This is a genomic window from Pleomorphovibrio marinus (assembly GCF_003347495.1).
GTDB lineage: Bacteria > Bacteroidota > Bacteroidia > Cytophagales > Cyclobacteriaceae > Pleomorphovibrio > Pleomorphovibrio marinus.
Map to the genome: position 1 here is coordinate 37,354 of NZ_QCXY01000016.1, position 22,820 is coordinate 60,173.

Annotated in this window: 17 protein-coding genes; 11 read left to right on the forward strand and 6 right to left on the reverse strand. The window is 45.4% G+C overall.

All coding sequences use genetic code 11. The features are described from left to right. Positions 1-317: 317 nt before the first annotated feature. From DB520_RS25300 to DB520_RS25310, 3 genes are all read right to left on the reverse strand, one after another. Positions 318-1,436: a Gfo/Idh/MocA family protein gene (locus DB520_RS25300; protein WP_114752575.1), complete on the reverse strand. Its 1,119-nt coding sequence runs from the start codon at positions 1,434-1,436 to the stop codon at positions 318-320. Positions 1,437-1,480: 44 nt separating this feature from the next. Further along, positions 1,481-2,338 (reverse strand): sugar phosphate isomerase/epimerase family protein, encoded by an 858-nt coding sequence (locus DB520_RS25305; RefSeq protein WP_114752576.1) that lies wholly within the window; start codon positions 2,336-2,338, stop codon positions 1,481-1,483. Positions 2,339-3,124: 786 nt separating this feature from the next. Then, positions 3,125-6,625 (reverse strand): PVC-type heme-binding CxxCH protein, encoded by a 3,501-nt coding sequence (locus DB520_RS25310; RefSeq protein ID WP_114752577.1) that lies wholly within the window; start codon positions 6,623-6,625, stop codon positions 3,125-3,127. A gap of 142 nt (positions 6,626-6,767) precedes the next feature. Here DB520_RS25310 and DB520_RS25315 point away from each other — a divergent pair, with 142 nt between their 5' ends. After that, a complete protein-coding gene (locus DB520_RS25315) occupies positions 6,768-7,643 on the forward strand; it encodes an AraC family transcriptional regulator (protein ID WP_114752578.1) in 876 nt (291 codons plus the stop codon). A gap of 199 nt (positions 7,644-7,842) precedes the next feature. On the opposite strand, the gene DB520_RS25320 is transcribed toward DB520_RS25315, so the two are convergent. From DB520_RS25320 to DB520_RS25330, 3 genes are read right to left on the reverse strand one after another with little or no spacing between them, the layout of a single operon-like run. Further along, entirely contained in the window at positions 7,843-8,334 is a 492-nt protein-coding gene (locus tag DB520_RS25320; protein ID WP_114752579.1) for a YybH family protein, read from the reverse strand. Between the two features lie 3 nt (positions 8,335-8,337). Next, entirely contained in the window at positions 8,338-10,797 is a 2,460-nt protein-coding gene (locus tag DB520_RS25325; RefSeq protein ID WP_114752580.1) for a GumC family protein, read from the reverse strand. Between the two features lies 1 nt (position 10,798). Next, positions 10,799-11,608, reverse strand: coding sequence for a polysaccharide biosynthesis/export family protein (locus DB520_RS25330; protein WP_114752581.1), 810 nt, complete (start codon positions 11,606-11,608; stop codon positions 10,799-10,801). A gap of 610 nt (positions 11,609-12,218) precedes the next feature. Here DB520_RS25330 and DB520_RS25335 point away from each other — a divergent pair. The 10 genes from DB520_RS25335 to DB520_RS27410 all read left to right on the forward strand — a co-directional run. Continuing rightward, positions 12,219-13,982, forward strand: a complete 1,764-nt coding sequence (locus tag DB520_RS25335) for an SLC13 family permease (protein WP_114752597.1) — start codon at positions 12,219-12,221, stop codon at positions 13,980-13,982. Between the two features lie 15 nt (positions 13,983-13,997). Then, positions 13,998-14,591, forward strand: a complete 594-nt coding sequence (gene cysC, locus DB520_RS25340) for an adenylyl-sulfate kinase (RefSeq protein ID WP_114752582.1) — start codon at positions 13,998-14,000, stop codon at positions 14,589-14,591. A gap of 1 nt (position 14,592) precedes the next feature. Next, positions 14,593-15,498 carry a sulfate adenylyltransferase subunit CysD gene (cysD, locus tag DB520_RS25345; protein WP_114752583.1) on the forward strand — a complete coding sequence of 302 codons (906 nt, stop codon included), beginning with the start codon at positions 14,593-14,595 and terminating at the stop codon, positions 15,496-15,498. 319 nt (positions 15,499-15,817) lie between these two features. Then, entirely contained in the window at positions 15,818-17,077 is a 1,260-nt protein-coding gene (locus DB520_RS25350; protein WP_114752584.1) for a sulfate adenylyltransferase subunit 1, read from the forward strand. Between the two features lie 401 nt (positions 17,078-17,478). Next, positions 17,479-17,850, forward strand: a complete 372-nt coding sequence (locus DB520_RS25355; protein ID WP_114752585.1) for a four helix bundle protein — start codon at positions 17,479-17,481, stop codon at positions 17,848-17,850. Between the two features lie 433 nt (positions 17,851-18,283). Beyond that, positions 18,284-19,042, forward strand: coding sequence for a 3'(2'),5'-bisphosphate nucleotidase CysQ (gene cysQ / locus DB520_RS25360; protein ID WP_198675458.1), 759 nt, complete (start codon positions 18,284-18,286; stop codon positions 19,040-19,042). A gap of 200 nt (positions 19,043-19,242) precedes the next feature. Continuing rightward, positions 19,243-19,794, forward strand: coding sequence for a serine O-acetyltransferase (locus DB520_RS25365; protein WP_114752586.1), 552 nt, complete (start codon positions 19,243-19,245; stop codon positions 19,792-19,794). Positions 19,795-20,328: 534 nt separating this feature from the next. Next, entirely contained in the window at positions 20,329-21,636 is a 1,308-nt protein-coding gene (locus DB520_RS25370; protein ID WP_114752587.1) for a flippase, read from the forward strand. Then, positions 21,636-22,535 carry a sulfotransferase family protein gene (locus DB520_RS25375; RefSeq protein WP_114752588.1) on the forward strand — a complete coding sequence of 300 codons (900 nt, stop codon included), beginning with the start codon at positions 21,636-21,638 and terminating at the stop codon, positions 22,533-22,535. Before DB520_RS25370 ends, DB520_RS25375 begins: the two co-directional genes overlap by 1 nt. Further along, the coding region (locus DB520_RS27410; protein ID WP_232835153.1) for a hypothetical protein at positions 22,532-22,820 on the forward strand (289 nt) is incomplete at its 3' end. The genes DB520_RS25375 and DB520_RS27410, both read left to right, overlap by 4 nt.

A 22,820-nucleotide genomic window follows, 5' to 3' on the forward strand; every position in this document is an offset into this window, starting at 1 on the left:
ACGAAAAGGACGCAGAAAATGTCTTATCGAAAGGGGGAATTTTTCATTTGTTAGAAAACATGGAGTTGGGGTAGGCCTGTGGAAAGGGCGTAAACCCCATTTCTCTCCGAATCAAGTCACCCCCTCTCTCAGTCCCTTTGTCACCAAGTCTCCTCTTATCTACGTCCCTCACTCCCAGTGCAAAAAATTGAACACAATTTTTCAAACATTACCCTAAACAAAACCTTCGAGCTCTCCGTGTCTCCTCTGTGCCCTTCGTGACAAAAACCTTCCGAAGCCTGCCCTCTCACTTCATCTCCAAGTCCCAAGTCCCTCCGTCACGATTTCTTTAGCGTAAACTCCGGCAGGTACTTGATTTCCCCCCCATTCATGGCCGACTCATGTGCCAAAATGCCCACACAGGTAATATTTGCGGATTCCCTGGCATCGGGGTAAGGCGCCCTGCCTTCCACCAAGGCAGACAAAAACTCATGGACAAGGTGAGGGTGGGAACCACCATGGCCAGCTCCCTGAATAAAGGACAAATGCTGGTTGTCATCGGAATCATACACCCCTGCGGAGGTGAAAGGGGCTATCTCATCGGGAAGCAAATGTGCATAATCCGGCACTTTTACCCGTTCTGGCTGCTCTCCGGTATGGATGACTGGCTCTTCGTGTTCGATCAAGGTCCACTCAAAGGATTTTTCTGAGCCATAGGCGTCAAAGCTTTCCCGGTATTGCCTGGCAGTATTGAACAGGGAACGAGTCACCTCTGCAGATAGGTCAGAGTCCTTCATCTTGATATGGCAGGTCTCGATGGCAAAGGGGGAACCGTACTTTTTAATAAGGTGATCGTCAATCTTACCAGAACCAAGACAGGATACAAATTCGGCTTGAGCTTTTGGCAGTGCCAACACCGGCCCTACACAGTGGGTGGCATAGTGCATGGGTGGCAACCCCTCCCAATACCCCGGCCATCCGGCCATTTCCTGCTGGTGGCTGGCCCTCAAAAACTGTAACCTGCCCATTTCACCCTTTTCATACATTTCCTTCACGAACAGGAACTCCCGGCTATACACCACCGTCTCCATCATCATATAGGTTAACCCCGTTTCCTCTGTTGCCTCCACGATTTGGCGGCATTCCTCCACCGTGGTGGCCATGGGAACCGTGCAGGCCACGTGTTTTCCGGCTTTTAGAGCCTTCAATGATTGTTCTGCATGCGCCTGTATGGGGGTGTTGATATGTACGGCATCCACATTGGGGTCCTTCAGGAGTTCATCATAGTCGGTATATCTTTTTTCAACCCCAAAAGCATCTCCAATTTCCTTGAGCTTTTGCTCGTTTCGTTGGCAGATGGCATACATGTTGGCATTGGGGTGTTTTTGGTAGATAGGGATAAATTCCGCTCCAAAGCCCAGGCCTATAATGGCTATATTGATTTTTTTATCGCTCATGGTTTAAAAGTTTTATGGTTTGGGATATTTCTGTTTTTTTAGGTTTAACTGGCCCATTTTTTCAGGAAGGCCAAGCCCTGACTGGCAAATTCATCCTGGCTCTTTGCCAGGGGCTTCCAAATACATACTGCACCTGCCAGTTCTTTGATGTCCGGAGTGAAGCTTTCTATGGACACTACCCCTTGGTACTTCACCTTTTCCAGTCCCTTTCTAAAGGCCTCCCAGTTGGTCTGTCCGGTGCCGGGGGTGCCCCGGTAGTTTTCCGATACCTGCACATGCAATAATTTGTCCCCAACACGGGTGATGGCATCTTCCAGGCTGGGTTCTTCTATGCTCATATGGAACCCATCCAGCAGCACCCCTGCTGCAGGGTGGTTGATATCTTGGATAAGTCGCATCAGCTCCTCGCTGGTGTTGATCAGGTCGGTTTCAAATCGGTTGAGTGCTTCCAAGGCAATTTTTTGCCCACTTTCCTGGGCCATTTCACATACCTTTCTCAGGTTAGTTACTGCCCTGTCCCATTCTATTTTCTTTTTTTCTGGGGGCAGCAACCTGGCCTTTCCAACGGAGGAATACATGGGGCCTGCCACAAAGCTTGCCCCAAGTCCCGCGCTGATGTCAAAGCACTGCTGGATATAGTCAAAACTTATTTTATGGTAGCTGGGGTCGTCATGGGTAAGGTCTCTGGAAGGTCCAAAGGCACCACAGATCACGGGCTGAAGTCCATGTTCTCCCAGGGCTTTCTTGATTTCCCCCACATTTATTAGGGAAGGGTCTTCCACCGGGATTTCCACCGCATCGTAGCCCATTGCTTTGATTTTGGGAAAAAGGGCCGTGGTGCTTGCATCAAATGGAGAAGTCCACAGCCAAGTGCTTACCCCAAAACTTACATTTAAAGACATTATTTTTTCATTTAATTAATTCCTAAAATCCACCCTAACCTTTGAGGTCTTTTTTGGACCTCGAAGGTTTTGCTCGTATCCAAATCGTATCTACCAAATGACTACCGTCCCACCTAGAAGACCTTCGGGGTTCTGAAGAAAACCCCAAAGGTCGGAATCACGAACCTTTGAGGTCTTTTTTGGACCTCGAAGGTTTTGCTCGTATCCAAATCGTATCTACCAAATGACTACCGTCCCACCTAGAAGACCTTCGGGGTTCTGAAGAAAACCCCAAAGGTCGGAATCACGAACCTTTGAGGTCTTTTTTGGACCTCGAAGGTTTTGCTCTTAGCCAAATTATATCCACCAAATGACTACCGTCCCGCCTGAAAGACCTTCGGGGTTCTGAAGAAAACCCCAAAGGTCGGAATCACGAACCTTTGAGGTCTTTTTTGGACCTCGAAGGTTTTGCTCTTAGCCAAATTATATCCACCAAATGACTACCGTCCCACCTAGAAGACCTTCGGGGTTCTGAAGAAAACCCCAAAGGTCGGAATCACGAACCTTTGAGGTCTTTTTTGGACCTCGAAGGTTTTGCTCGTATCCAAATCGTATCCACCAAATGACTACCGTCCCGCCTGAAAGACCTTCGGGGTTCTGAAGAAAACCCCAAAGGTCGGAATCACGAACCTTTGAGGTCTTTTTTGGACCTCGAAGGTTTTGCTCGTATCCAAATCGTATCTACCAAATGACTACCGTCCCACCTAGAAGACCTTCGGGGTTCTGAAAACCCCAAAGGTCGGGGATCTATTCCACAATCATTACGCCGTTCATGATACGCCAGTGGCCGGGAACGGTGCAGATATAGGGATATTCACCGGGCTCACTGGGTGCCTTGAATACTACAGACTCACTGGTTTCCGGATCCACCAACCTGGAGGCTGCGAGCACCTCCGGGATCTGTGGCACAAAGTTCAGTTGCGCACCTCGGGAATCCCGGGCCAGCTCGTCTGCTGCTGCACCGATTTTTTCTAATGCCCCTTTTGCCCCTATCACCAGGTTGTGCTGCATGAAGTCCTGGTTGTCGAAATCTATAGTGACCTGCTGACCCGCCTTCACTGTGAAGTTAGGCTTGTCAAATTTCATTTCGTGTTGGATCACGCCCATTTTGATAGTGACACTTCCAGCACTGCTTTCCTCTTCCGCAGCAGCCAAGGTTTCTATTTCAGTTTCCCCGTCAGAAGGCACATTGAGCTTGAGGTGGGAAGCCCTTGGGTTGATCCTGCCCCGAAACCAAAAGGTATCCGGATGGTCGCCGACTCGGATGGATGGGCGGTTGTCTTGGGCAATCCTCACCCGCTCCTCTGCAAATTCCTCCGTGAACAGGCCGGGTACCTTGCTGCTTCCCATTTGTTGGTCGTTAATGGCAAGGGTAATCTCACCCTCTGCCAAGCTGGCCATGGCAACAAACTGCTCTTGAGGGAGATTTCCTGTCCTTACGGTATAGGGCTTACCTCCTTGTCTTACCACCCAGTGTAGGGAGTTGTTGTGCAAGTAAAGGGAATATCCGTTTTGTCGGTCCCCATGCGCTAGGATTACCCCTTCTAAGGGCTCGTCCGCTTTGCTGAGGGTGGCTTGGACATGTATTTCTTTACCCCGGACGGAAGGAGGGAAGGGAATGCCTGCCCTTCTGTCCAAGTTGTATTGTTCTTCCACCAGGCTTTTGGCAATTTTTTCCGTTAAGCTTAACAGGCTATCGGGCTTGTTGACCCCATGAATGCTTCTGGTTTCGTCCTCAAAAGACTGGGGATGGGTGAGTACCGCGGCAAAGATGGCCTGGGAAAGGTACCCATCCTGTCCGTTTTCCTCCCGAATACTGGCCTCTTTGATGAGTTTGCCGGCTGCGGCCGAACTTGGCATCTCTGAAAGTGCCAGGAATGCTGCTTTACGGGTATTCATATCCGGATCCTGCAACACATTTGAGTTCAGGATGGCATTTAGGGAAGTTTCGTTGGATGGCAAGACCATCAAGGCATTTTTCCTGACCCCTGGGGCAGGGTGCTTCAGGGCCCTTGTTACTACACTCATCACATTATCCTTGCTGCCATCTAAGGCACCAAGGCCGTGCAGAGCCCATAGGGCGTGAACGGCGGGGTTGTTCAGGCCGATTTCATCTTCGGATTGGTCGTCCACCAACTTGAGCAAGTCGTTGACCATATCCTGATTTTGGGTTTCCACGATCAGGCGCTGTGCGGTCATCCTCCAAAACATATTGTCACTTTTCAGCCCTTTGAGCAGGTCGCTTTTCTTGCTCTTGTCTATACTCATGGGTTTGTTTTCCTTGTTCCCCTTATACACCATTCTATAGATTCTGCCGTGCTGGGAATCTCGGAGTGGGTTGATATAGGCATTCCCGGCCCCATTTTCAAAGCCCTTGGGAGTGGGGTTGTGCTGGATGATGAAATTGTACCAATCTGCGATCCATAGTGCACCGTCTGGCCCCACCTCTGCATGCACAGGGGAGAACCACTCATCCGAGCTGGCTAGTAGGTTAAATCCGTTTTTCTCCACATAGCCGCTACCTGATTTTTCTATGATACCCTGGTGGAGTACCCTTCCGGTAGGTTCGGCAATAAAAGCCACCTTATTCCAATAGGATTTTGGAAACTGCCTGGCGGTATAGAAGTGGTGACCTGCTGCGGCGGTATAGCCCCCATGCCAGTCCACCTGCCTCAAAAACGGGGTGAGGTGAGGCATATCATAATGGCTGTCTATACCATGTACGGCCAGGGTGGATCCTCCTCTTACCGGTCTGCGCACATATTTACTGGGAAAAGCCAGATAGGCACTATGCTGTCCATTGGCGGTGGAAATAAACACATTGTTCTCCTCGGTAAAGCCTAGGCCCCAAGTATTGTTGGAAGTGTTGCCCAAAAACTCAAAATCCTTGCCGTCGGGGTGAAAGCGATAGACCCCCTGGCTGAAATTGAAAGGCTTGCCATCGATCTCTCCGTTAAAACCGGAGTAGCCCAGCACTCCCCATACCTTGTTATCAAACCCGTAGCGGAGGTTGGAAGGACCGGCATGGGTGTCGCTTTTGCCCCACCCGGTTAGGATGACTTCCCGGTGATCGGCTTTGCCGTCCCCGTTGGTGTCTTTGAAAAACACAAAATCAGGTGCCATGGAGACCAGCAGACCCCCATTTACCCACACCATGCTAGTGGGAATGTTTAGTCCTTCTGCAAATACCGTGATCTTGTCGGCCTTGCCATCTCCGTTGCTGTCTTCAAATACCTTGATGCGGTCGCTGCCGCCCTCTTGTCTTACCTCATTGGGGTAGTCCTCGGTTTCTATCACATAGAGTTTGCCCGCGTCGTCCCAGGCCAGTGCCATGGGGTTGATGATATCGGGTTCCGCGGCAAAAAGCTGAAGCTCAAAGCCTACGGGAATCTGTACCAGCTTCATGGACTCCTCCGGGGAGAGCGGGTGCTGGTACTGTGGGGGAGGGTCCCTTCTTTCGTAATTGGGGATATCTGCATCTTCAAAGGTGGGGGTGGGGATACCATAATCCGCCACTTGCTTGGCTACATCCTCGCCCACGGCCCAGAATACCCCATTGGCCACCAGCCTATGAAACATGGGCTGTTCCCAGGTCCTTTCATCATGACCATATGCGGTGTAAAATATCTTTCCTTTTCCTTGGGTACGTACCCAGGTCCAGGGTTCCCTGTGCTCCCCGTCCACTCTTTCCATAAGAATGGTCATGTCTGGGTTCAGCTTGCTGTGCACATAGGTCTCATCCCAGGTTTCAAACTCGGAAACGCCCTCCATTACGGGATGGTCTGCATCCACGATGCTGGCGGTAAAATCACCGGTGCCATGGGATTCAAATTGCCCACCTACAGCTTCCACAAACCAGTCCGAATTTCGGAAACAAAAAGAAGCGCTATGCAGGGGAATCAAGGCTCCCCCTCCTTCCACGTAGGATTTCAGGGCTTTTTCTTGAGAGGAGCTGATCTCATCGTGATTGGCATAGATCATCACCCCATCATAATTGCGGAGGTTGTCTGCATTTAAGTCATCGGGATCCGCCGTGTAGGTCAGGTTGATACCCTCTTGAAAGAGGGGCCTGGCCAGGAGGGGCATCAGCTTTTCGGAATCGTGATGTGTACTTTCATGGCCTAGGAAGAGGAGCTCTACCCGTCTGGGGCCGTCACTGAGAAAGGACTGCTTGCCTTTTTCCCCACAGGCCATTGCGAGCAGGGCAAAACAAAGGATAAACCAATTGGAATTTTTGAATATTTGCATTTGGGTAATATAGTTATACCGAATAAGGTACGAATATGAGCAATTAAAACGCTCCTTTCTCCCACTTTTTTATCTATTTCTGACTGTATTTTGTCAATTATAACTTGATTAGCCGATATATCTGGCATAAATTGCCAGAATCATGTTAAAAGCCTTCCAAAAATCTCGGATTCCGGACAGCAGGGCCTTTGTGGTAAAGGAGCTTATCGCCCCCTATTTTGACACCAACTGGCACTTTCATCCAGAATACCAGCTCTTCTTGGTGCTGAAAGGTAGGGGAACCCGTTTTGTGGGGGATATTATGAAGCCCTTCAGGGAATATGACCTGGTATTTACCGGGCCCAACCTTCCCCACCTCTGGCGCAACGACCCTGCTTACTTCAGCAAAGACAGCGAACTGCTCACACACGGGATAGTGGTGTATTTCCCCGAAAGCTTGATTGGGCCGCATCTTCTGGAAAAGGAGGAGTTTGAAAACCTAAAGCTCTTTTTGGCAAAGTCCCATAGGGGCATGGAGGTGACCGGAGCTACTAATCAGGCGCTGAGGCCTTTGATGAAACGCCTCCTGGAAACTACGGGGCTGGAGAGCATGGCATTACTTCTTCAGGTGCTGCACCTGATGGCGATCTCCAAGGATTGCCACCCCATTACCCAGGCTGGATACACCAACCCGAACAAGGTCTCTGAGGAGGACAGGATGAGTAAGGTGTATGCCTATGTGATGGACAATTTCAGTCAAAAAATAGATTTGGGGGAAATGGCCAGGCTGTGCAATATGACGGAGAGCTCCTTCAGCCGGTACTTCAAGTCCAGGATGAACCGTTCCTTTTCCGAATTCCTCACAGAGGTGCGGATCGGCCATGCCTGTAAGCTCTTGCACGAGGAGATGATGAATGTGAGTGAGGTGGGCTTTGCCTCTGGGTTCAACACCTTGTCCAATTTCAACAGGCAGTTTAAGGCCATGACAGGAATGACGCCAATGGCCTATAAGAAGGATTTTCAGCAGCGGTTTGAGTAAAAGTTTGTAAACCTGCCAGGTTTAAAAGAGAACAAACTTATATAAGACAGCTCTTCCTCCAAACCTGGCAGGTTTTGTCCTTTACCAAGGAGGGGTTAAATTCTGTTTCCCCCTAACCTGCCAGGTTTTAAAAAGGAACAAACTTATATAAGAAAGCTCTTCCTCCAAACCTGCCAGGTTTTGTCCTGGTTTTTTACCGTTAATTGTCATTCCAGATATCATGGGTGGTGATCCAGGTGCCATCTTCCTGCCTTTCCAGGATATTCAGGTATTTGGATTCACCGTGAATGGTTTCTCCACCATCTTTGGGATGAAGGGTCACTTTGGCAAAGCCCCTACCATAGGCCAAATCCCCATCCACCTTTACTTCCTCGTAGCCACTTTCCAGTTCAGTGTCATATTCGTCAAAGATGGATTGATAATAGGCAGCTACTGCATCCTGCCCCCTTTTGGTAGCACCGTCCGGGGCCATCAGGTAGGCCTCATCGCTGAAATACCTGGCTATTTCCCGGGAGTCGCCCTCATTAAAGGCCTTGGCTCTGGCATTGCTCATATCGGTGATGGCCTGGATGTCCGCATCGTGGCGGGGCTGGTCCCTGTCTCCAGTTACTTCCGGCTGTTGGCAGCCCGGTGCAATCATAAGCAGAATACCACAAAGGATAGAATGTAATGGTCGAGTAAGTAGATTCATGGGTCAATGGGTTTTTTCTCTGAGTTTTTTCACTGATTCACGTACGTTTTCCCAGAAAGAGGAAGCGTCTTCATCCTCATAATAGCCATTGCCATTGCTGCTATGGCCATATCCGGATCCATAACCGTACTTCCCGTAACCACTAAACTTAGTTTTTGTTTTCATGCCGTTCAATATGGCATAGAGTTTTTTTACCCCACTTTGCTCACTTAAGGAGTTAATGTATTCGCAGGCACTTTTTTCGGAATATTCGTGCCTCAGCACCATCAGGTTGACATCTGAATATTTAAAGATTTCCAGGGTCTCCGAAACCAATCCAACCGGTGGGCAGTCCAGGATTAGCACCTCGTATTTGCTCTTTATTTTATCCATCATTTCCACAAACTTCGGCTGCAGCATTAGTTCCGCGGGGTTTGGTGGGATGGGCCCGGAAAGCAACACGGACAGGTTTTCATGTTCTGTTTTTTTGATGCACTGCTCCAGCTTAGCTTGCTTGCTCAGAAAAGTACTTACTCCGATGTCATTTTGGAAACCAAACTCTTGTGCCAGTGTAGGCTTTCTTAGGTCCAGACCAACTAAAAGTGTTTTCTTGCCCCCAAGGGCATAGATGGAGGCCAGGTTTAGGCTGCAAAACGTCTTTCCCTCTCCAGAAGTGGAGGAGCTAATGGCTATGGTAAAGTTATCGAGAACAGGGGAAATATAGCTCATATTGGCCCTGATGTTCCTGAAAGATTCTGTGATCACCGATTTGGGACGGTGGAGGACTACCTGGTTCTGCTTATAAGGATTGAAGGCAATCAATCCCAACAAAGGAATTCTGAGCCTTTTTTCCACATCGTGGGGGTCTCGTATTCTGGTATAGAAAAGATCTCTCACGGTGATAAACCCAACAGGGAGGATAAAACCTAAAAATACACCTATAAGATAATTGATTGCCTTTCTAGGGGAGACCGGTTTTATATTGGGGCGGGCCTGATCCAAAATGGAATGGGAAGGATAATTGGAGGCCTTGGTGATTTCGGCCTCGGCCCTTTTTTCCAATAAGTACACGTAGATGTTCTCGTTAATGGAAAACTGTCTTTGAATGCTCAAGAGGTTTCGTTCGGTACTGGGAAGCCGGTTGGCCTCCCGCTCGGCAATGGTGATCCTTGCGGTGATTTCGCTCAATGCAGTTTCTGCATTCTTAACTGCATTTCTGAGGTTTTCCGAAAGCACCCTTTTGGTATTCCTGATTTTGGAACTGACTTCCCTCACTGTAGGCGTCTGGTCTGAGAATGTCGCCGTCAATCGGACTTTCTCGCTCTGAAGTTCTGCGAGTGATATCACCAAGGAGTTTAGCAAGGGGTCCTGCACACCAATAAAGGATGGTGCTATCAAATCATCAAGCTGTTCATCCTGGAGATAGGTTTCCATAGAGCGGTAGTAGGAAAGCGAAAGATCCAACCGGGATTTTTCCTCTTCCAACTCTTCCAGGCGCTTAAAAATAAGGGAGCCTTCCTGGGAGAGGTCAAATACATTGTTGCGGCTCCTGAATTTCTCCAGCCTATCCTCAATGAAAGAGAGGGAATCGGCAATGCCTGTCAACTGGTTTTCTATAAACGTCACCGTATTGGAGGCTGTCCTGTTTTTTTCGTCCAGTTCCCTGGCGAGATAGAGCTCCATTAACTTGTTGAGGAATTCCTGTCCTTTTTTTCGGTTGCTTAATTCCATCTTTAAGCCAAGAATGGTAGAAAGCCGGTTGATGGGGGTGATTTCCAATAATTCCCTGAATTCACCGGTAAGTGTTGGAGTGTCCGTTACTTTAAAGATCGTCTTTTGTCCAGGCTCCATGCCCAAATCCATTACGGTGAATTTAAAACTGCCCCCTTGGATCACTTGGCCAAATTCAAATTCACCTTCTTTCAATTCCAGGTTTTCCACTTCTACCTTAAAATAAGGATCAGCAGGGGCATACAGGTAGAAAGGCTCCCCTTCAATATTAAGTCGAAACTTGTTGTCATCTATTTTTTCTACACCGATTTGTCCCCCCGTAAGCTGTGGATGCGACCAGTCGACTTCAACAAATAGAGGAGAGATCCTGAAGAGTTCTTTGTTGAACAGAAAACCAGGCTCATAATAGGTGACATTGTATTCAAGTGCTTCCAAGGTTTCATATACCAAGCTGTGGCTCCTAAGTACCCCCATCTCATTTTCTATATTGCTCTTGGGCATATTGAAGCCTGCCCGCTCAAAGATTTCCGCTCCGAGGTTGCCGCTCTGTTCATCCTTGATCAATACCGAGGATTCTATCTTATAGATAGGAGTACTTATTTTGTTATACCCAAATGCCAGAATGAAACCAAGCAATACCGAGAAGCATATGACCTTCCAATATGCCAGGTACTTATACAAAATTTCCATCAAGTCAATTTCCTCTTCCTTAATGGGGTTTGATGTATGTCCTGAGGTCTGGGGTTTTTCCATTTTAATTGATAATAAGATTTAGTATTAAGGCTGCCGCGGTAACGGAAGTGATGATGAGTTGTAAGCTTTGGGCAACATTCTCCCCCGCACCCAATTCCCTTATGCGCAATGGCTCAGCATAGATCTGGTCGTTTGGCCTAATGAAATAATAAGGGGTTTTTATCAAGTTTCTGTCATTCAAGTTTACCCTGTGTATTCTAGTTCCTTCCGGGTATTGTCTGATTAATATGATTTCATCCCTCTTGGCGGCAATTTTAAGGTCTCCCGCATGCGCCACCGCTTCCAATATAGTAAGCCTGTCCTGCAATACCACATATTTGCCCGGTTTCTGAAACTCCCCAATCGCACTGAACCTTACTCCGCCCAGCCGTGCTCTGACATAAAAATCGTCATTGGTAATGAACTTCTTCAACTCTGTGGAGATTTCAGCTTTAATTTCTTTCAAGGTCTTAGAAGCAACTTGAATCTCCCCAAGTAGGGGCAAGTCCACTCTTCCGTTTATATCCACCGTATGTCCGGTGATATAAAACACATCCCCTCCCGATGCCGCCGCCATCTGCTGCGTCTGCATGGTCATTAACGGTCGGATGTTGAACATCTCATTCATTTCCAAGTCTGTGGTGTGGATTTGGATGTCAATGACGTCGTTTACTTGAATGCGGTATTCATCCGAGTGGTTGTAGTTTATAAGCGAATCATCTAGAATAGGTTCATTCCCTTCCAAATTCTGAAGGTATATTAACTGTTTGTTTGGTACACAGGAAAATAATTGTAGGCCAATCACTACTGTTAAAACGAGGGTTGCTCTCATTGAAGTATTTTAGTTTCTACGCTTCATTTATGCCGAGACAATTTATGCCGAGACAAAGAAATTGGTGCGGGTTAAAATTCTATGGTAGTTCTCAAAAAGGGTAAAATTGCACGGAATAATATGACTACAAGAACGGAAGAAGATGATCCTCGTGGACAAGTTCAAGTTAAGCACTTTCACTCTCTTAAGCTGACATGAATACCTTACCAATGAAATTCGCTTCAAAGAAAGGCTTTTTATCCTATTGTAGCAAAAAAATTTCTGCCTTTTGTGAGGGAAGAAACTGATTTATTTGAGGAGACTTTTTTTTGACTTTGGTTACCAAGAAACCTTTGCTAAAATAAGCGATAAATGATTTTTTATTTTGATAAGTACTTTCACCCACCTAATTTTAGGTTCTCATTTACTATCGCACCCTTATAACTTAATTATTTATTAATAAATAACTAAAAATTAACAAAGAACTATAAAAAGTGATAGGATTTTATAGATTCTTTTTTAATTTGTCTAAATAGTTCGGTGCTTTATTATTTGGTGACGCAGGTTCTCAAAAATGGGAGTCAGGGAGCGAAGCTGTGCCCAACACCTATCACTTTCCAAAGGCCAATTAATGTTTAGAGCAGAATTACTCACCCTCTTTTTAGTCATACTTCTGGTTTTTACCCTATACAGGGACCTTCTCAGACCTTCCTTTGCCTTTCTTGGCACCGCTTTTTTACTGATCGTTTTCCAAGTTATCTCTCCAGAGGAATTTTTAAGCGGATTGGCCAACAAGCAAATCATAGTCATCTTCCTTTTGATTGCCCTTACCGCAGGCATTCAAAAAAACGTGGGCACGGGCTTTTTCTTCAAGCTCTTTAGCCAAAAACTTCGCCCAGGAAAATTCAGGTTCAGGATGATGCTGCTGGTAAGCAGCCTGTCCGCCTTTCTCAACAACACTCCCGTGGTGGCCTTTATGATTCCCTACGTGAAGGAATGGACCAAGGTGAACAAGTACCCAGCCTCCAAGTTTTTGATTCCCCTTTCTTACAGCACCATATTGGGGGGCATGGTGACTGTGGTGGGTACTTCCACCAACCTGGTGCTCAACGGCCTTATCAGCCAATACAATTTGCCCCTTCTGGGCTTTCAGGATTTTTTCTTCCTGGGTTGTGCCGTCACCGTGATTGGCGTGGCTTACCTCAGCTTGGCTTCCAACGCACTGCTTCCCGACCGTGAGGAGAATAAAAGTGAGATCATGGAGCACCTCAATGAGTACCTGGTGGAAACTTTTGTTCCTAATGGCTCCAAAATGGATGGTATGACCGTAAAAGAGGCGGGGCTTAGAAACCTGAAGGAGATCTTTTTGGCAGAAATCGCCAGGGGACCCAAGGAGATCTCACCGGTCTCCCCAAACGAAATACTGATGGAGGGGGACAAGCTTTTTTTTACCGGCAACACTAAGGCAATCCTCACTTTGATTCAGGAGGAAAACGGGCTTAGCCTTCCCGAGCATAGCCATGTTTCCAACCATGGTTTTTTCCAGCTTACCGAAGCGGTAGTGCCTGCCTCCTCTGCGCTGATAGGAGAACGGATCAAGGACAGTGACTTCAGAAACCGGTACCAGGCCTCCATTATTTCTATTCACCGAAATGGGGAAAAACTCAAAGGAAACATCGGCGACACCAAGGTGCAGGCAGGGGATTTGTTTCTCATGCTTACCGGGAAATCCTACGAGACACAGGAAAACCTCAAAGACCTGATCATCATTACCCTACAGGGGGAGATTACCCCGGAGAAGAAACCTTTCAAAAGGATACCTTCCCTACTAGCCATTGGTTTGCTGCTGGCTGGAATTATAGGGTTTGTTGACCTCTTTATGGCGGCATTTGGGGGTATTATTATTCTTTTTGCCTTTAAAATATTAAATTTGCCCACCCTTAGGAAATCGGTGGACCTGGACCTGCTCTTAATTCTGGTCTGTTCTTTGGCGGTTGGGGTGGCTTTGAAAAACTCGGGGGCGGCAAACCTATTGGTGGAAGGCCTGCTGCATATCACCCATAGGGAATTGCCGCTGCTGTCCCTTGGCCTGCTGTTTGTCATAACACTGGTTCTGACCAGCTTGATTACCAATGCCGCTGCGGTGTCGATTATGTTCCCCATTGCCTTGGAGTTGGGGACACAGATGGGGCAGCCGCTTACCCCTTATTTTGTGGGAATAGCCTTTGCCGCATCCGGGGATTTTATGACTCCCATTGGCTACCAAACCAACTTGATGGTGATGGGGCCGGGAAATTATAAATTCGGGGATTACTTTAAATTGGGTTTTCCCCTTACCATAATCTACGCAGTCACGGTGCTGGGTTTTATCACTTGGTACTATGAATTAATCTAGGCTTATCCTAATGCTATGAGCGAAAATATACATCCTACGGTTTTTAAAATCACCAAAGAAACCAGAAGCAAGGCCCTGGGGCAACAGCCTGCATTGATCTGGTTTACCGGACTTTCCGGCTCGGGAAAGTCCACCCTTGCAAACGGGACAGAGCAGGCACTGAACAAGCTTGGCTTTCATACCTATCTCCTGGATGGGGACAATGTACGTACCGGGTTGTGCAAGGACCTTACCTTTACCAAAAATGACAGGGTGGAAAACATAAGAAGGATAGCAGAGGTAGGCAGCCTAATGGTGGACGCGGGGCTTATCGTGCTTTCTGCCTTTATCTCCCCCTACCTTTCTGACCGGGAAATGATACGGAACCTGGTGGGAGAGGACAGCTTCTTGGAAATTTTTGTGGACTGCCCCCTTGAGGTTTGCGAAAAGCGGGACGTAAAGGGACTTTACCAAAAGGCAAGAAAGGGGTTGATCAAGGATTTCACGGGAATAGATTCGCCCTACGAACCCCCAAAGCAACCTTTTCTTACCATCAAAAGTGCCGAAATGCCTCTGAATGAGGCCATAGAAAATATAGTGGATGCATTATTGCCAAAATTAAAACATTAAAATGGGACAGTATTATTTATCACATTTAGAAGAACTTGAGGCTGAGGCCATTTTTGTCATCCGGGAAGTGGTTTCCCAATTTGAAAAGCCGGCCCTGCTCTTTTCCGGAGGAAAGGACAGTATCGTGCTCTCCCACCTGGCCAAAAAGGCCTTTTACCCCTCCAGGATTCCATTTCCTCTAATTCACATAGACACCGGACACAACTTCCCCGAAACCATCGCCTTCAGGGATGCCCTGGTCGATAAGCTGGGCGTCCAACTTATCGTGGGCTCCGTGCAGGAGAGCATAGACAAGGGAAGGGTAAGGGAGGAAACTGGTGCCAATGCCAGCCGAAACGCCCTTCAGACTATTACTCTTTTGGACACCTTGGAGCAGTACAAGATTGATGCTGCCATGGGGGGAGCCAGAAGGGACGAGGAGAAGGCCAGGGCCAAGGAAAGGTTTTTCTCCCACAGGGACGAATTCGGGCAGTGGGATCCCAAAAACCAACGCCCGGAACTTTGGAACCTCTTCAACGGCAGGAAGCAAATGGGCGAGCATTTTCGGATTTTCCCCATTTCCAACTGGACAGAAATGGACGTCTGGCAATACATACAGCATCAGAACATCGATTTGCCTTCCCTGTATTTTTCCCATCAGAGGGACTGTGTGGTGAGGGACGGGGTAATCCTGGCAAATTCCGAATACATCAAGCTGAAGCCGGAAGAGGAGGTGAAATCCATGACCGTAAGGTACAGGACCTGTGGGGACATGCCCATAACAGGGGCGGTGGAATCCGGTGCCGACACCCTGGAGAAGATCATCGCCGAGGTGGCCACCACAAGGACTACAGAAAGAGGAACCCGTGCAGACGACAAAAGGGGCGAGACCGCCATGGAAGACAGGAAGAAGAGTGGGTACTTTTAGTGGAGAGAGACTTAGGGACGAAGGGACTTAGAGACGGAGGGACTTAGGGACGAAAGGACTTAGGGACTTAGAGACGGAGAGACTTAGAGACGAAGGGACTTAGGGACGGAGGGACTTAGGGACGGAGGGACTTAGGGACGGAGAGACTTGGAGAAGGGAGGAATGTGGTGATTAAGGAATTTAAATTGGATAAAAAGTAAGTGCCCCCCCTGTCCGGTTGGCAATTGGGTGTGTCCTCTGTGTCCACTTCGTGTCCTTCGTGACAAAAAATTCGGGGGATGGCCTCCTTTGGAATAAAAAATGAAATAACATTACAACTATGAGCATACAAGAAACTAATCAACTCTTAAGGTTTACTACTGCCGGGTCGGTGGACGATGGGAAAAGTACCCTGATAGGCAGACTTTTATTCGATTCCAAATCTATTTTTGAGGACCAAATAGAGGCGGTAAGGACCAGCAGCCAGAAAAAGGGCTTCGATTATGTGGACCTATCTCTTCTGACCGATGGCCTAAAGTCCGAGCGGGAGCAGGGCATCACCATTGATGTGGCCTACCGGTATTTTGCCACTCCCCGGAGAAAATTCATCATAGCAGACACCCCTGGACATATTCAATATACCCGAAACATGGTGACAGGCGCCTCCACGGCAAACCTGGCCATCATCCTGATCGATGCGCGTAAAGGGCTGTTGGAACAGACTTTCCGGCATTCCTTTATTGCCAGTCTCCTGAAGATCCCACACGTGATCGTATGTGTGAACAAAATGGACCTGGTGGACTATGACCAGGAGACCTATGAACAGATTGTAAAGGACTACAAGGCCTTTTGCAGCAAGATGGACATCAAAGACGTTCATTTTGTGCCCATCTCCGCCCTAAAAGGCGACAACGTAGTGGAACGTTCTACCAACATGAAATGGTACGAGGGGCCTACTCTCCTGTACCTGCTCGAAAACGTGCACATAGCCTCCGATCTCAACCATATCGATTGCCGCTTTCCGGTACAGATGGTGATACGCCCACATACCCACGAGCACCAGGACTTCAGGGGATATGCAGGTAGGATAGAAGGGGGCGTGTTCAAGCCCGGCGACGATGTGAAGGTCTTGCCTTCCGGGTTTACCTCCAAAATAAAGACCATAGAACTGAATGGGAAACAGATAGAGGAGGCCTTTTCCCCCATGTCCGTGACCATGACCCTGGAGGACGAGTTGGATATCAGCAGGGGTGACATGCTGGTACGGCCAAACAACGTACCTCAGGTGGGGCAGGACCTGGACGTGATGCTCTGCTGGATGAACCAGAAGCCTCTCCTGGGAAGGACCAAGCTGATCATGAGGCACACCACCAAAGAGTGCCAGGTAATGGTCAAGGACATACTCTACCGGGTAAACGTGAACACCCTGCACCGGGAAGAAGGCGTGGAGCAGATCGGCATGAACGAAATCGCCCGGGTGAGCATCAGGGCAGCCCAACCGCTGTTTTTCGACGCCTACCGCCGCAACCGACAGACCGGCAGCATCATCCTCATCGACCCAGGTACAAACGAGACCCTGGCTGCCGGGATGGTGATTTAGACTTGGGGACGGAGGGACTTGGAGACTTAGAGACGGAGAGACTTGGAGACTTGGAGACGGAGGGACTTGGAGACATAGAGACATAGAGACGGAGGGACATAGAGACTTAGAGACTTGGAGACGGAGGGACATAGTGATATAGAGACTTTGGACCGTAGCACCCCAAAAGTTCCTCAGTCACTCAGTCCCTTAGTCCCTCAGTCCCTTAGTCCCTCAGTCCCTCAGTCCCTTAGTCCCTCAGTCCCTCAGTCCCTTAGTCCCTTAGTCCCTCAGTCCCTCAGTCTCTTAGTCCCTCAGTCCCTCAGTCCCTCAGTCACTTAGTCCCTAAAGTTGACGGAGAAACATAGAGTCTTTGTGGCCGTAGCAACTCCAAGTCCCTAAAGTCACACAATCAGCTAACTATGAAAATTAGGTCACATGAGGAATTAGAGGTTTTTCGAATGGCATTTGAGTCGGCCATGGAAATTTTTGAGATAAGCAAGGGTTTCCCAAAAGAGGAAAGGTTTTCTCTCACGGACCAAATTCGCAGGTCTTCAAGGTCTGTTTGTGCAAATATTGCAGAGGGGTTCAGAAAACGAAAATACCCAAAAGCTTTCGTTGCTAAATTGATAGACTGCGAGGGTGAAGCCGCAGAGACTCTGGTATGGCTAAAGTTTTCACATACCTGTGGTTATTTGAAAATTGAGGATAAGGAAAGGCTATCTACCCAATACGATCATATATTAGGAAAACTGGTCATCATGGGAAAAAATCCCCAGCAATGGCAGTATTGAGACTTTGGGGACTTGGAGAATTGGAGACGGAGAGACGGAGAGACATAGAGACGAAGGGACGGAGAGACATAGAGACGAAGGGACGGAGAGACGAAGGGACGGAGAGACATAGAGACATAGAGACAAAGAGACATGGAGACTTTGTGGCCGTAGCACCCCAAAAGTCCCTCAGTCCCTAAGTCACTCCGTCCCTAAAGTCCCTAAGTCCCTAAAGTCCCTAAGTCCCTAAAGTCCCTAAGTCCCTAAAGTCCCTAAGTCACTCCGTCCCTAAAGTCCCTCAGTCTCTTAGTCCCTCAGTCCCTAAGTCCCTAAAGTCCCTCAGTCTCTTAGTCACTTAGTCCCTAAAGTCCCCCAGTCCCTAAAGTCCCCCAGTCTCTCAGTCACTTAGTCTCTAAAGTCTCAAACAATGCGTAACTACATAATCTACTAAAAAATGATAGACTTGCAACGATTGACCCTAATCGCCAAGTCTGCTGCAAAGGAAGCAGGTGAGGCGATATTGAATATCTACCATTCTGCGGATATGGGCGTGGAGTATAAAAAGGACGATTCCCCGCTTACCAAGGCCGACAAGGCTGCGCATGAGGTGATTATGAAACACCTGAAGGACATTCCTTATCCCGTCCTTTCCGAGGAAGGCAGGGACATCCCCTATGCAGAGCGTAGGGACTGGGAGTATTTCTGGATGGTGGACCCGCTGGACGGCACCAAGGAGTTTATCAAGAAAAACGGCGAGTTTACCGTGAACATCGCCTTGATTCATAAGGGGCAACCCATAATGGGGGTGGTATATGCACCTGTGCTGGACTGGATGTACTGGGGCAACAGGGAAGAGGGTGCTTGGAAGCAAGAAGGAGAAAAAGAGCCCAGTACCCTCAGACAGCCGGCAGACAAGGTAGTCAAGACCATAGTGGCCAGCCGATCCCACCTGAGTGCGGAGACAAAAGAGTTTATCGAGCAATATCCTGGCGTGGAAGTGATCTCCATGGGGTCTTCCCTGAAGTTCCTTTTGGTGGCCGAAAACAAGGCCCAATGCTATCCCCGCTTTGCGCCCACCATGGAATGGGACACCGCCGCGGCCCACGGGGTCCTTGCTGCCATGGGCGGAAGGGTACTGCGCTGGCCGGAAAAGGAACCTCTTACCTACAATAAGGAAAACTTGCTGAACCCATGGTTTTTGGTAGGGAACTAACGGTTGGTGCACCAAGTGATTTTTCTTTGGAAACTGCCGCCGTCCCTGTTCTTAAGCTAATCAACAAGTAAGTATATTCCATTGTTGTTTTATTTGAAACAGGGAAATGGGAGATAGTAGGCCTAGGTGATGATGGAAAAAGGGATTTTCAAGGCTTACTTTAATTTGCTCCGATATCCAAGGTAAAAGTTAAGTAAAATATGGTAAGGAATAGGGTTAGTTTTGGCCAACTTATGGGTCAGATCCGTAGTGATGCCAAGGCAGAAAGGGGGAACGCCTGGCGTAAGATTCTGAAAAAACTACTATTAAGCAATTCCTTCAAATTGATCCTAAATTATAGGTTGGGCCATTATTTTCATAAAAGAGGAAATAGGCTTCTATGTGAGTGGTTAAAGCACCGACAAGTTAAACGCTATGCCTGTCAGATTTCTTACAAGGCAATTATTGGGAAGAATATTCTTTTCCCTCATCCCATAGGAATTGTAATTGGGGATGGGGTAACCATAGGGGATAATGTAAAAATCTGGCAACAGGTAACCATAGGCTCGCACGGCAAAAAGGGAGAGGGGCTTCAATATCCTGTAATTGGGGATGATGTCCGGATTTTCACGGGAGCTGTGGTTATTGGGGGAGTACATTTGGGTCAAGCATGTACCGTTGGGGCCTTAAGTTTGGTAAACAGGGATGTTTCATCCGGTGCCACTGTTATTGGGATTCCGGCAAAGCCTGTTTCGTCAAAAAAACAGGAATGACGATAAAGGCTTATAGTAAAAGCGCAGAAAATATTCTGAAAAAATTCTCCCAATTATGCTAGGCCCAAAAAAGTCTTCTTTCCGGATCAAAAATCACCAATTAGGAACCTTAAGCCATTAACCAAAATCACCAATACCTCCTCAAAGGAAGCTTCCAGTGAAATTTTAACCACTCAGCGGTTATAGACCTGGAATACTAGGGAGACGACTTGCAGCTTACTAAGGCGGATAAGGTCGCCCTTAAGCAGATCATAAAACATCTCAAGGATACGGTTGCTGCCTAGGAGGTTCCTTGCCGCCATGGGAGGAAAGGTACTGCGCTGGTCGGAACAGGCACCATTACCTTATAATTAAGGAGGACTTGTTAATTCCTTGGTTTTTGGTGAAGAGGGAGTGACCAAAAGCTTTATACTTATAAATAATGATTTTTAAATCTATAAACAAAATATATTTTTTGCTTATCATTCTTATTTTTTACTTAATCACTTTTGTAAGTGATTTCCAGCATATGGTATTATTATTTAATAAAATATTGTGAGAAAATTAAAAAAAGACAAGTCTTTTGTTGGTGCTATTGGGAATATTTTTCTTAAATTCTCAAACATCGGATTTAGATTTATGACAACAATAGTGTTGGCCCAGGTTTTGGGTGTAATCGATTTTGGAACCTATAGTTTTTTTCAGTCCCTGATAGTTTTAATAACTCTTCCTGCTGTTCTAGGTTTTGAACACTTATTAGTAAGAGAAATTGCTCAGAATAAATCAAAAAATAGATATGACTTACTAAAAGGAATTTTAATTAGATCAAATCAGATCGTTTTTCTTAGTTCAGTGATAGTTTCAATTTTATTTTTGGTATTTATTTATATATTAAATCCTATCGAAAAACATCCATCTTATAATGAAGTTGTATTTATTATAGTGCCAATTATAGTACTGTTATCCTTAACAAAAGTCCGACAGGCAGCACTTCAAGGTTTGAATGAAATAGTAAAAGGGAATTTGTCTGAAAGGTTTATCCGTCCCTTTATTTTCTTATTATTAATAACAATAGTTTGGGTGTCAACAGGAGATTTAACGCTAAAATCGTCTTTTATATTTTACTTAATCTCAACGTTAATTGCATTTTTATTTGGTTTATATTTACTATTAAATAACATACCCAGAATTGTAAAAGAGACTACCCCTACATTTAAAACCAGAGATTGGATGCGTGAGGCTTTACCATTGGTTTTAGTTAGTGGAATGAGAATTGTTCATGATCAAATTGATATTGTGATAGTGGGATCACTACTTGGTGCTGAAGCTACCTCTTTCTACAATATATCTTATAAAGGTGCGGAATTAACGATGTTTATGTTGATACCTATAACAGCAGCATATGCACCTAAAATGGCATCTTTGTATATAAAAAATGAAATGATAAAGTTACAAAAAACCGTAAAAAGTAATTCCTATTACATATTTATATGCACGCTACCCATCGCTCTAGCTCTAATTGTTTTTAATGAAAATTTTTTATCAATATTTGGTGAAGATTTTATAGAAGCAAAGAATATTTTAATAATACTTGTAATTGCACAATTGATTAATGCTTGTTGTGGTCCAAGTAGTCAGCTATTAATTTATTGTAATAAAACTAGTATGGCTGCTAATTCATTAACTGTTAGTGTTATAATTAATATTAGTTTAAATTTTATTTTAATTCCATTTATGGGATTAAATGGAGCTGCGGTTAGTACATTTATTAGCATTTTAATTTGGAATATTTTAACAGTATATTATTGTATAAAATATATTAAAATAAATCCTACAATTATTCATTTTAAAAGTTTAGTATAATGAAAAAGCCTAATTTTATTATAATTGGTGCTCACAAAGCAGGAACTACTGCGTTATACAATTTTTTAAGTCAACACCCTGAAATATTTATGAGTAAAGTAAAGGAGCCAAAATATTTTGCTTTTAAAGATGAAAAAAAAACATTTACGGGTTTCAACGACCCTGCTAATATTAGGGAATATTGTAATGAAAAAAAGTATTTTGAGTTATTTAGTGATGTGAAAAATGAAAAATTAATAGGCGAGGCCTCAACCATTTACTTATACGATGAAAGATCAGTTTATAATATTAAAAATAGGTTAGGTAATATTAAAATAATAGCTTGTTTAAGAAACCCTATTGATAGAGCATATTCAAACTATTTATATGCTAGAAGGGATGGAAGAGAAGATATTTCTAATTTTAGAAAAGCCTTAGATATAGAAGATGAAAGAATTAAATCTGGATGGGGACCTTTATGGCATTATAAAAAAAAAGGAATCTATTCTAAAAGTATAAAAAAATATCTTGAGGTATTTGGTAAGGACAATGTCAAAATAGTTTTTTATGATGATTTAATTAATAATGCTACGGAAACGCTACATGATGTTTTTAAATTTTTAAATGTCAATGATTTTGTGACTATTGACATTACCAAAAAGTATAATGTTTCAGGGATTCCTAAAAATAAAGTCATAAATAATTTACTTGAAGGTAAATTTCGTTTTAAAAAAATTATAAAAAGATGTTTCCCTAATTCGTTTCTTATAAATCTTAAAAATTCAATTTCACAACATAACTTAAAGAAAGCCAAACCCATTAGTTTCGAAGATAGATCTTATTTAATTAAATATTATAAAAATGATATAAAGGAATTGATGAAAATTACTAATAAGAATTTAAATCATTGGTTAAAATGATTAATTTGGCAAAATATAGAATATTTATCTTTTCCTTTTTATTAATCATTCCCATAATAAACCTTGGGTTTGATTTTTTTCTTACAAGTACGACTTATAGAGCTAATCTTGTTTTTGTACATTATTTTATTTTATTTGTATTTATTATATTGTTTTATATTTTTAATGATAAACCAACTGAAAAAATTGATTTAATTATATATTTGTTTTTAAGTTATCTTTTTATATCAGTTTCTTTTTCCTCTGATTATTTTGAATCTTTAAACTATTTTATAAAAGTATCTA

Bases quoted from the DNA above. Each gene is read 5' to 3' on its own strand.
- DB520_RS25300 (WP_114752575.1), bottom strand. From the start codon at position 1,436: ATGAGCGATAAAAAAATCAATATAGCCATTATAGGCCTGGGCTTTGGA.
- DB520_RS25305 (WP_114752576.1), bottom strand. From the start codon at position 2,338: ATGTCTTTAAATGTAAGTTTTGGGGTAAGCACTTGGCTGTGGACTTCT.
- DB520_RS25310 (WP_114752577.1), bottom strand. From the start codon at position 6,625: ATGCAAATATTCAAAAATTCCAATTGGTTTATCCTTTGTTTTGCCCTG.
- DB520_RS25315 (WP_114752578.1), top strand. From the start codon at position 6,768: ATGTTAAAAGCCTTCCAAAAATCTCGGATTCCGGACAGCAGGGCCTTT.
- DB520_RS25320 (WP_114752579.1), bottom strand. From the start codon at position 8,334: ATGAATCTACTTACTCGACCATTACATTCTATCCTTTGTGGTATTCTG.
- DB520_RS25325 (WP_114752580.1), bottom strand. From the start codon at position 10,797: ATGGAAAAACCCCAGACCTCAGGACATACATCAAACCCCATTAAGGAA.
- DB520_RS25330 (WP_114752581.1), bottom strand. From the start codon at position 11,608: ATGAGAGCAACCCTCGTTTTAACAGTAGTGATTGGCCTACAATTATTT.
- DB520_RS25335 (WP_114752597.1), top strand. From the start codon at position 12,219: ATGTTTAGAGCAGAATTACTCACCCTCTTTTTAGTCATACTTCTGGTT.
- cysC (WP_114752582.1), top strand. From the start codon at position 13,998: ATGAGCGAAAATATACATCCTACGGTTTTTAAAATCACCAAAGAAACC.
- cysD (WP_114752583.1), top strand. From the start codon at position 14,593: ATGGGACAGTATTATTTATCACATTTAGAAGAACTTGAGGCTGAGGCC.
- DB520_RS25350 (WP_114752584.1), top strand. From the start codon at position 15,818: ATGAGCATACAAGAAACTAATCAACTCTTAAGGTTTACTACTGCCGGG.
- DB520_RS25355 (WP_114752585.1), top strand. From the start codon at position 17,479: ATGAAAATTAGGTCACATGAGGAATTAGAGGTTTTTCGAATGGCATTT.
- cysQ (WP_198675458.1), top strand. From the start codon at position 18,284: ATGATAGACTTGCAACGATTGACCCTAATCGCCAAGTCTGCTGCAAAG.
- DB520_RS25365 (WP_114752586.1), top strand. From the start codon at position 19,243: ATGGTAAGGAATAGGGTTAGTTTTGGCCAACTTATGGGTCAGATCCGT.
- DB520_RS25375 (WP_114752588.1), top strand. From the start codon at position 21,636: ATGAAAAAGCCTAATTTTATTATAATTGGTGCTCACAAAGCAGGAACT.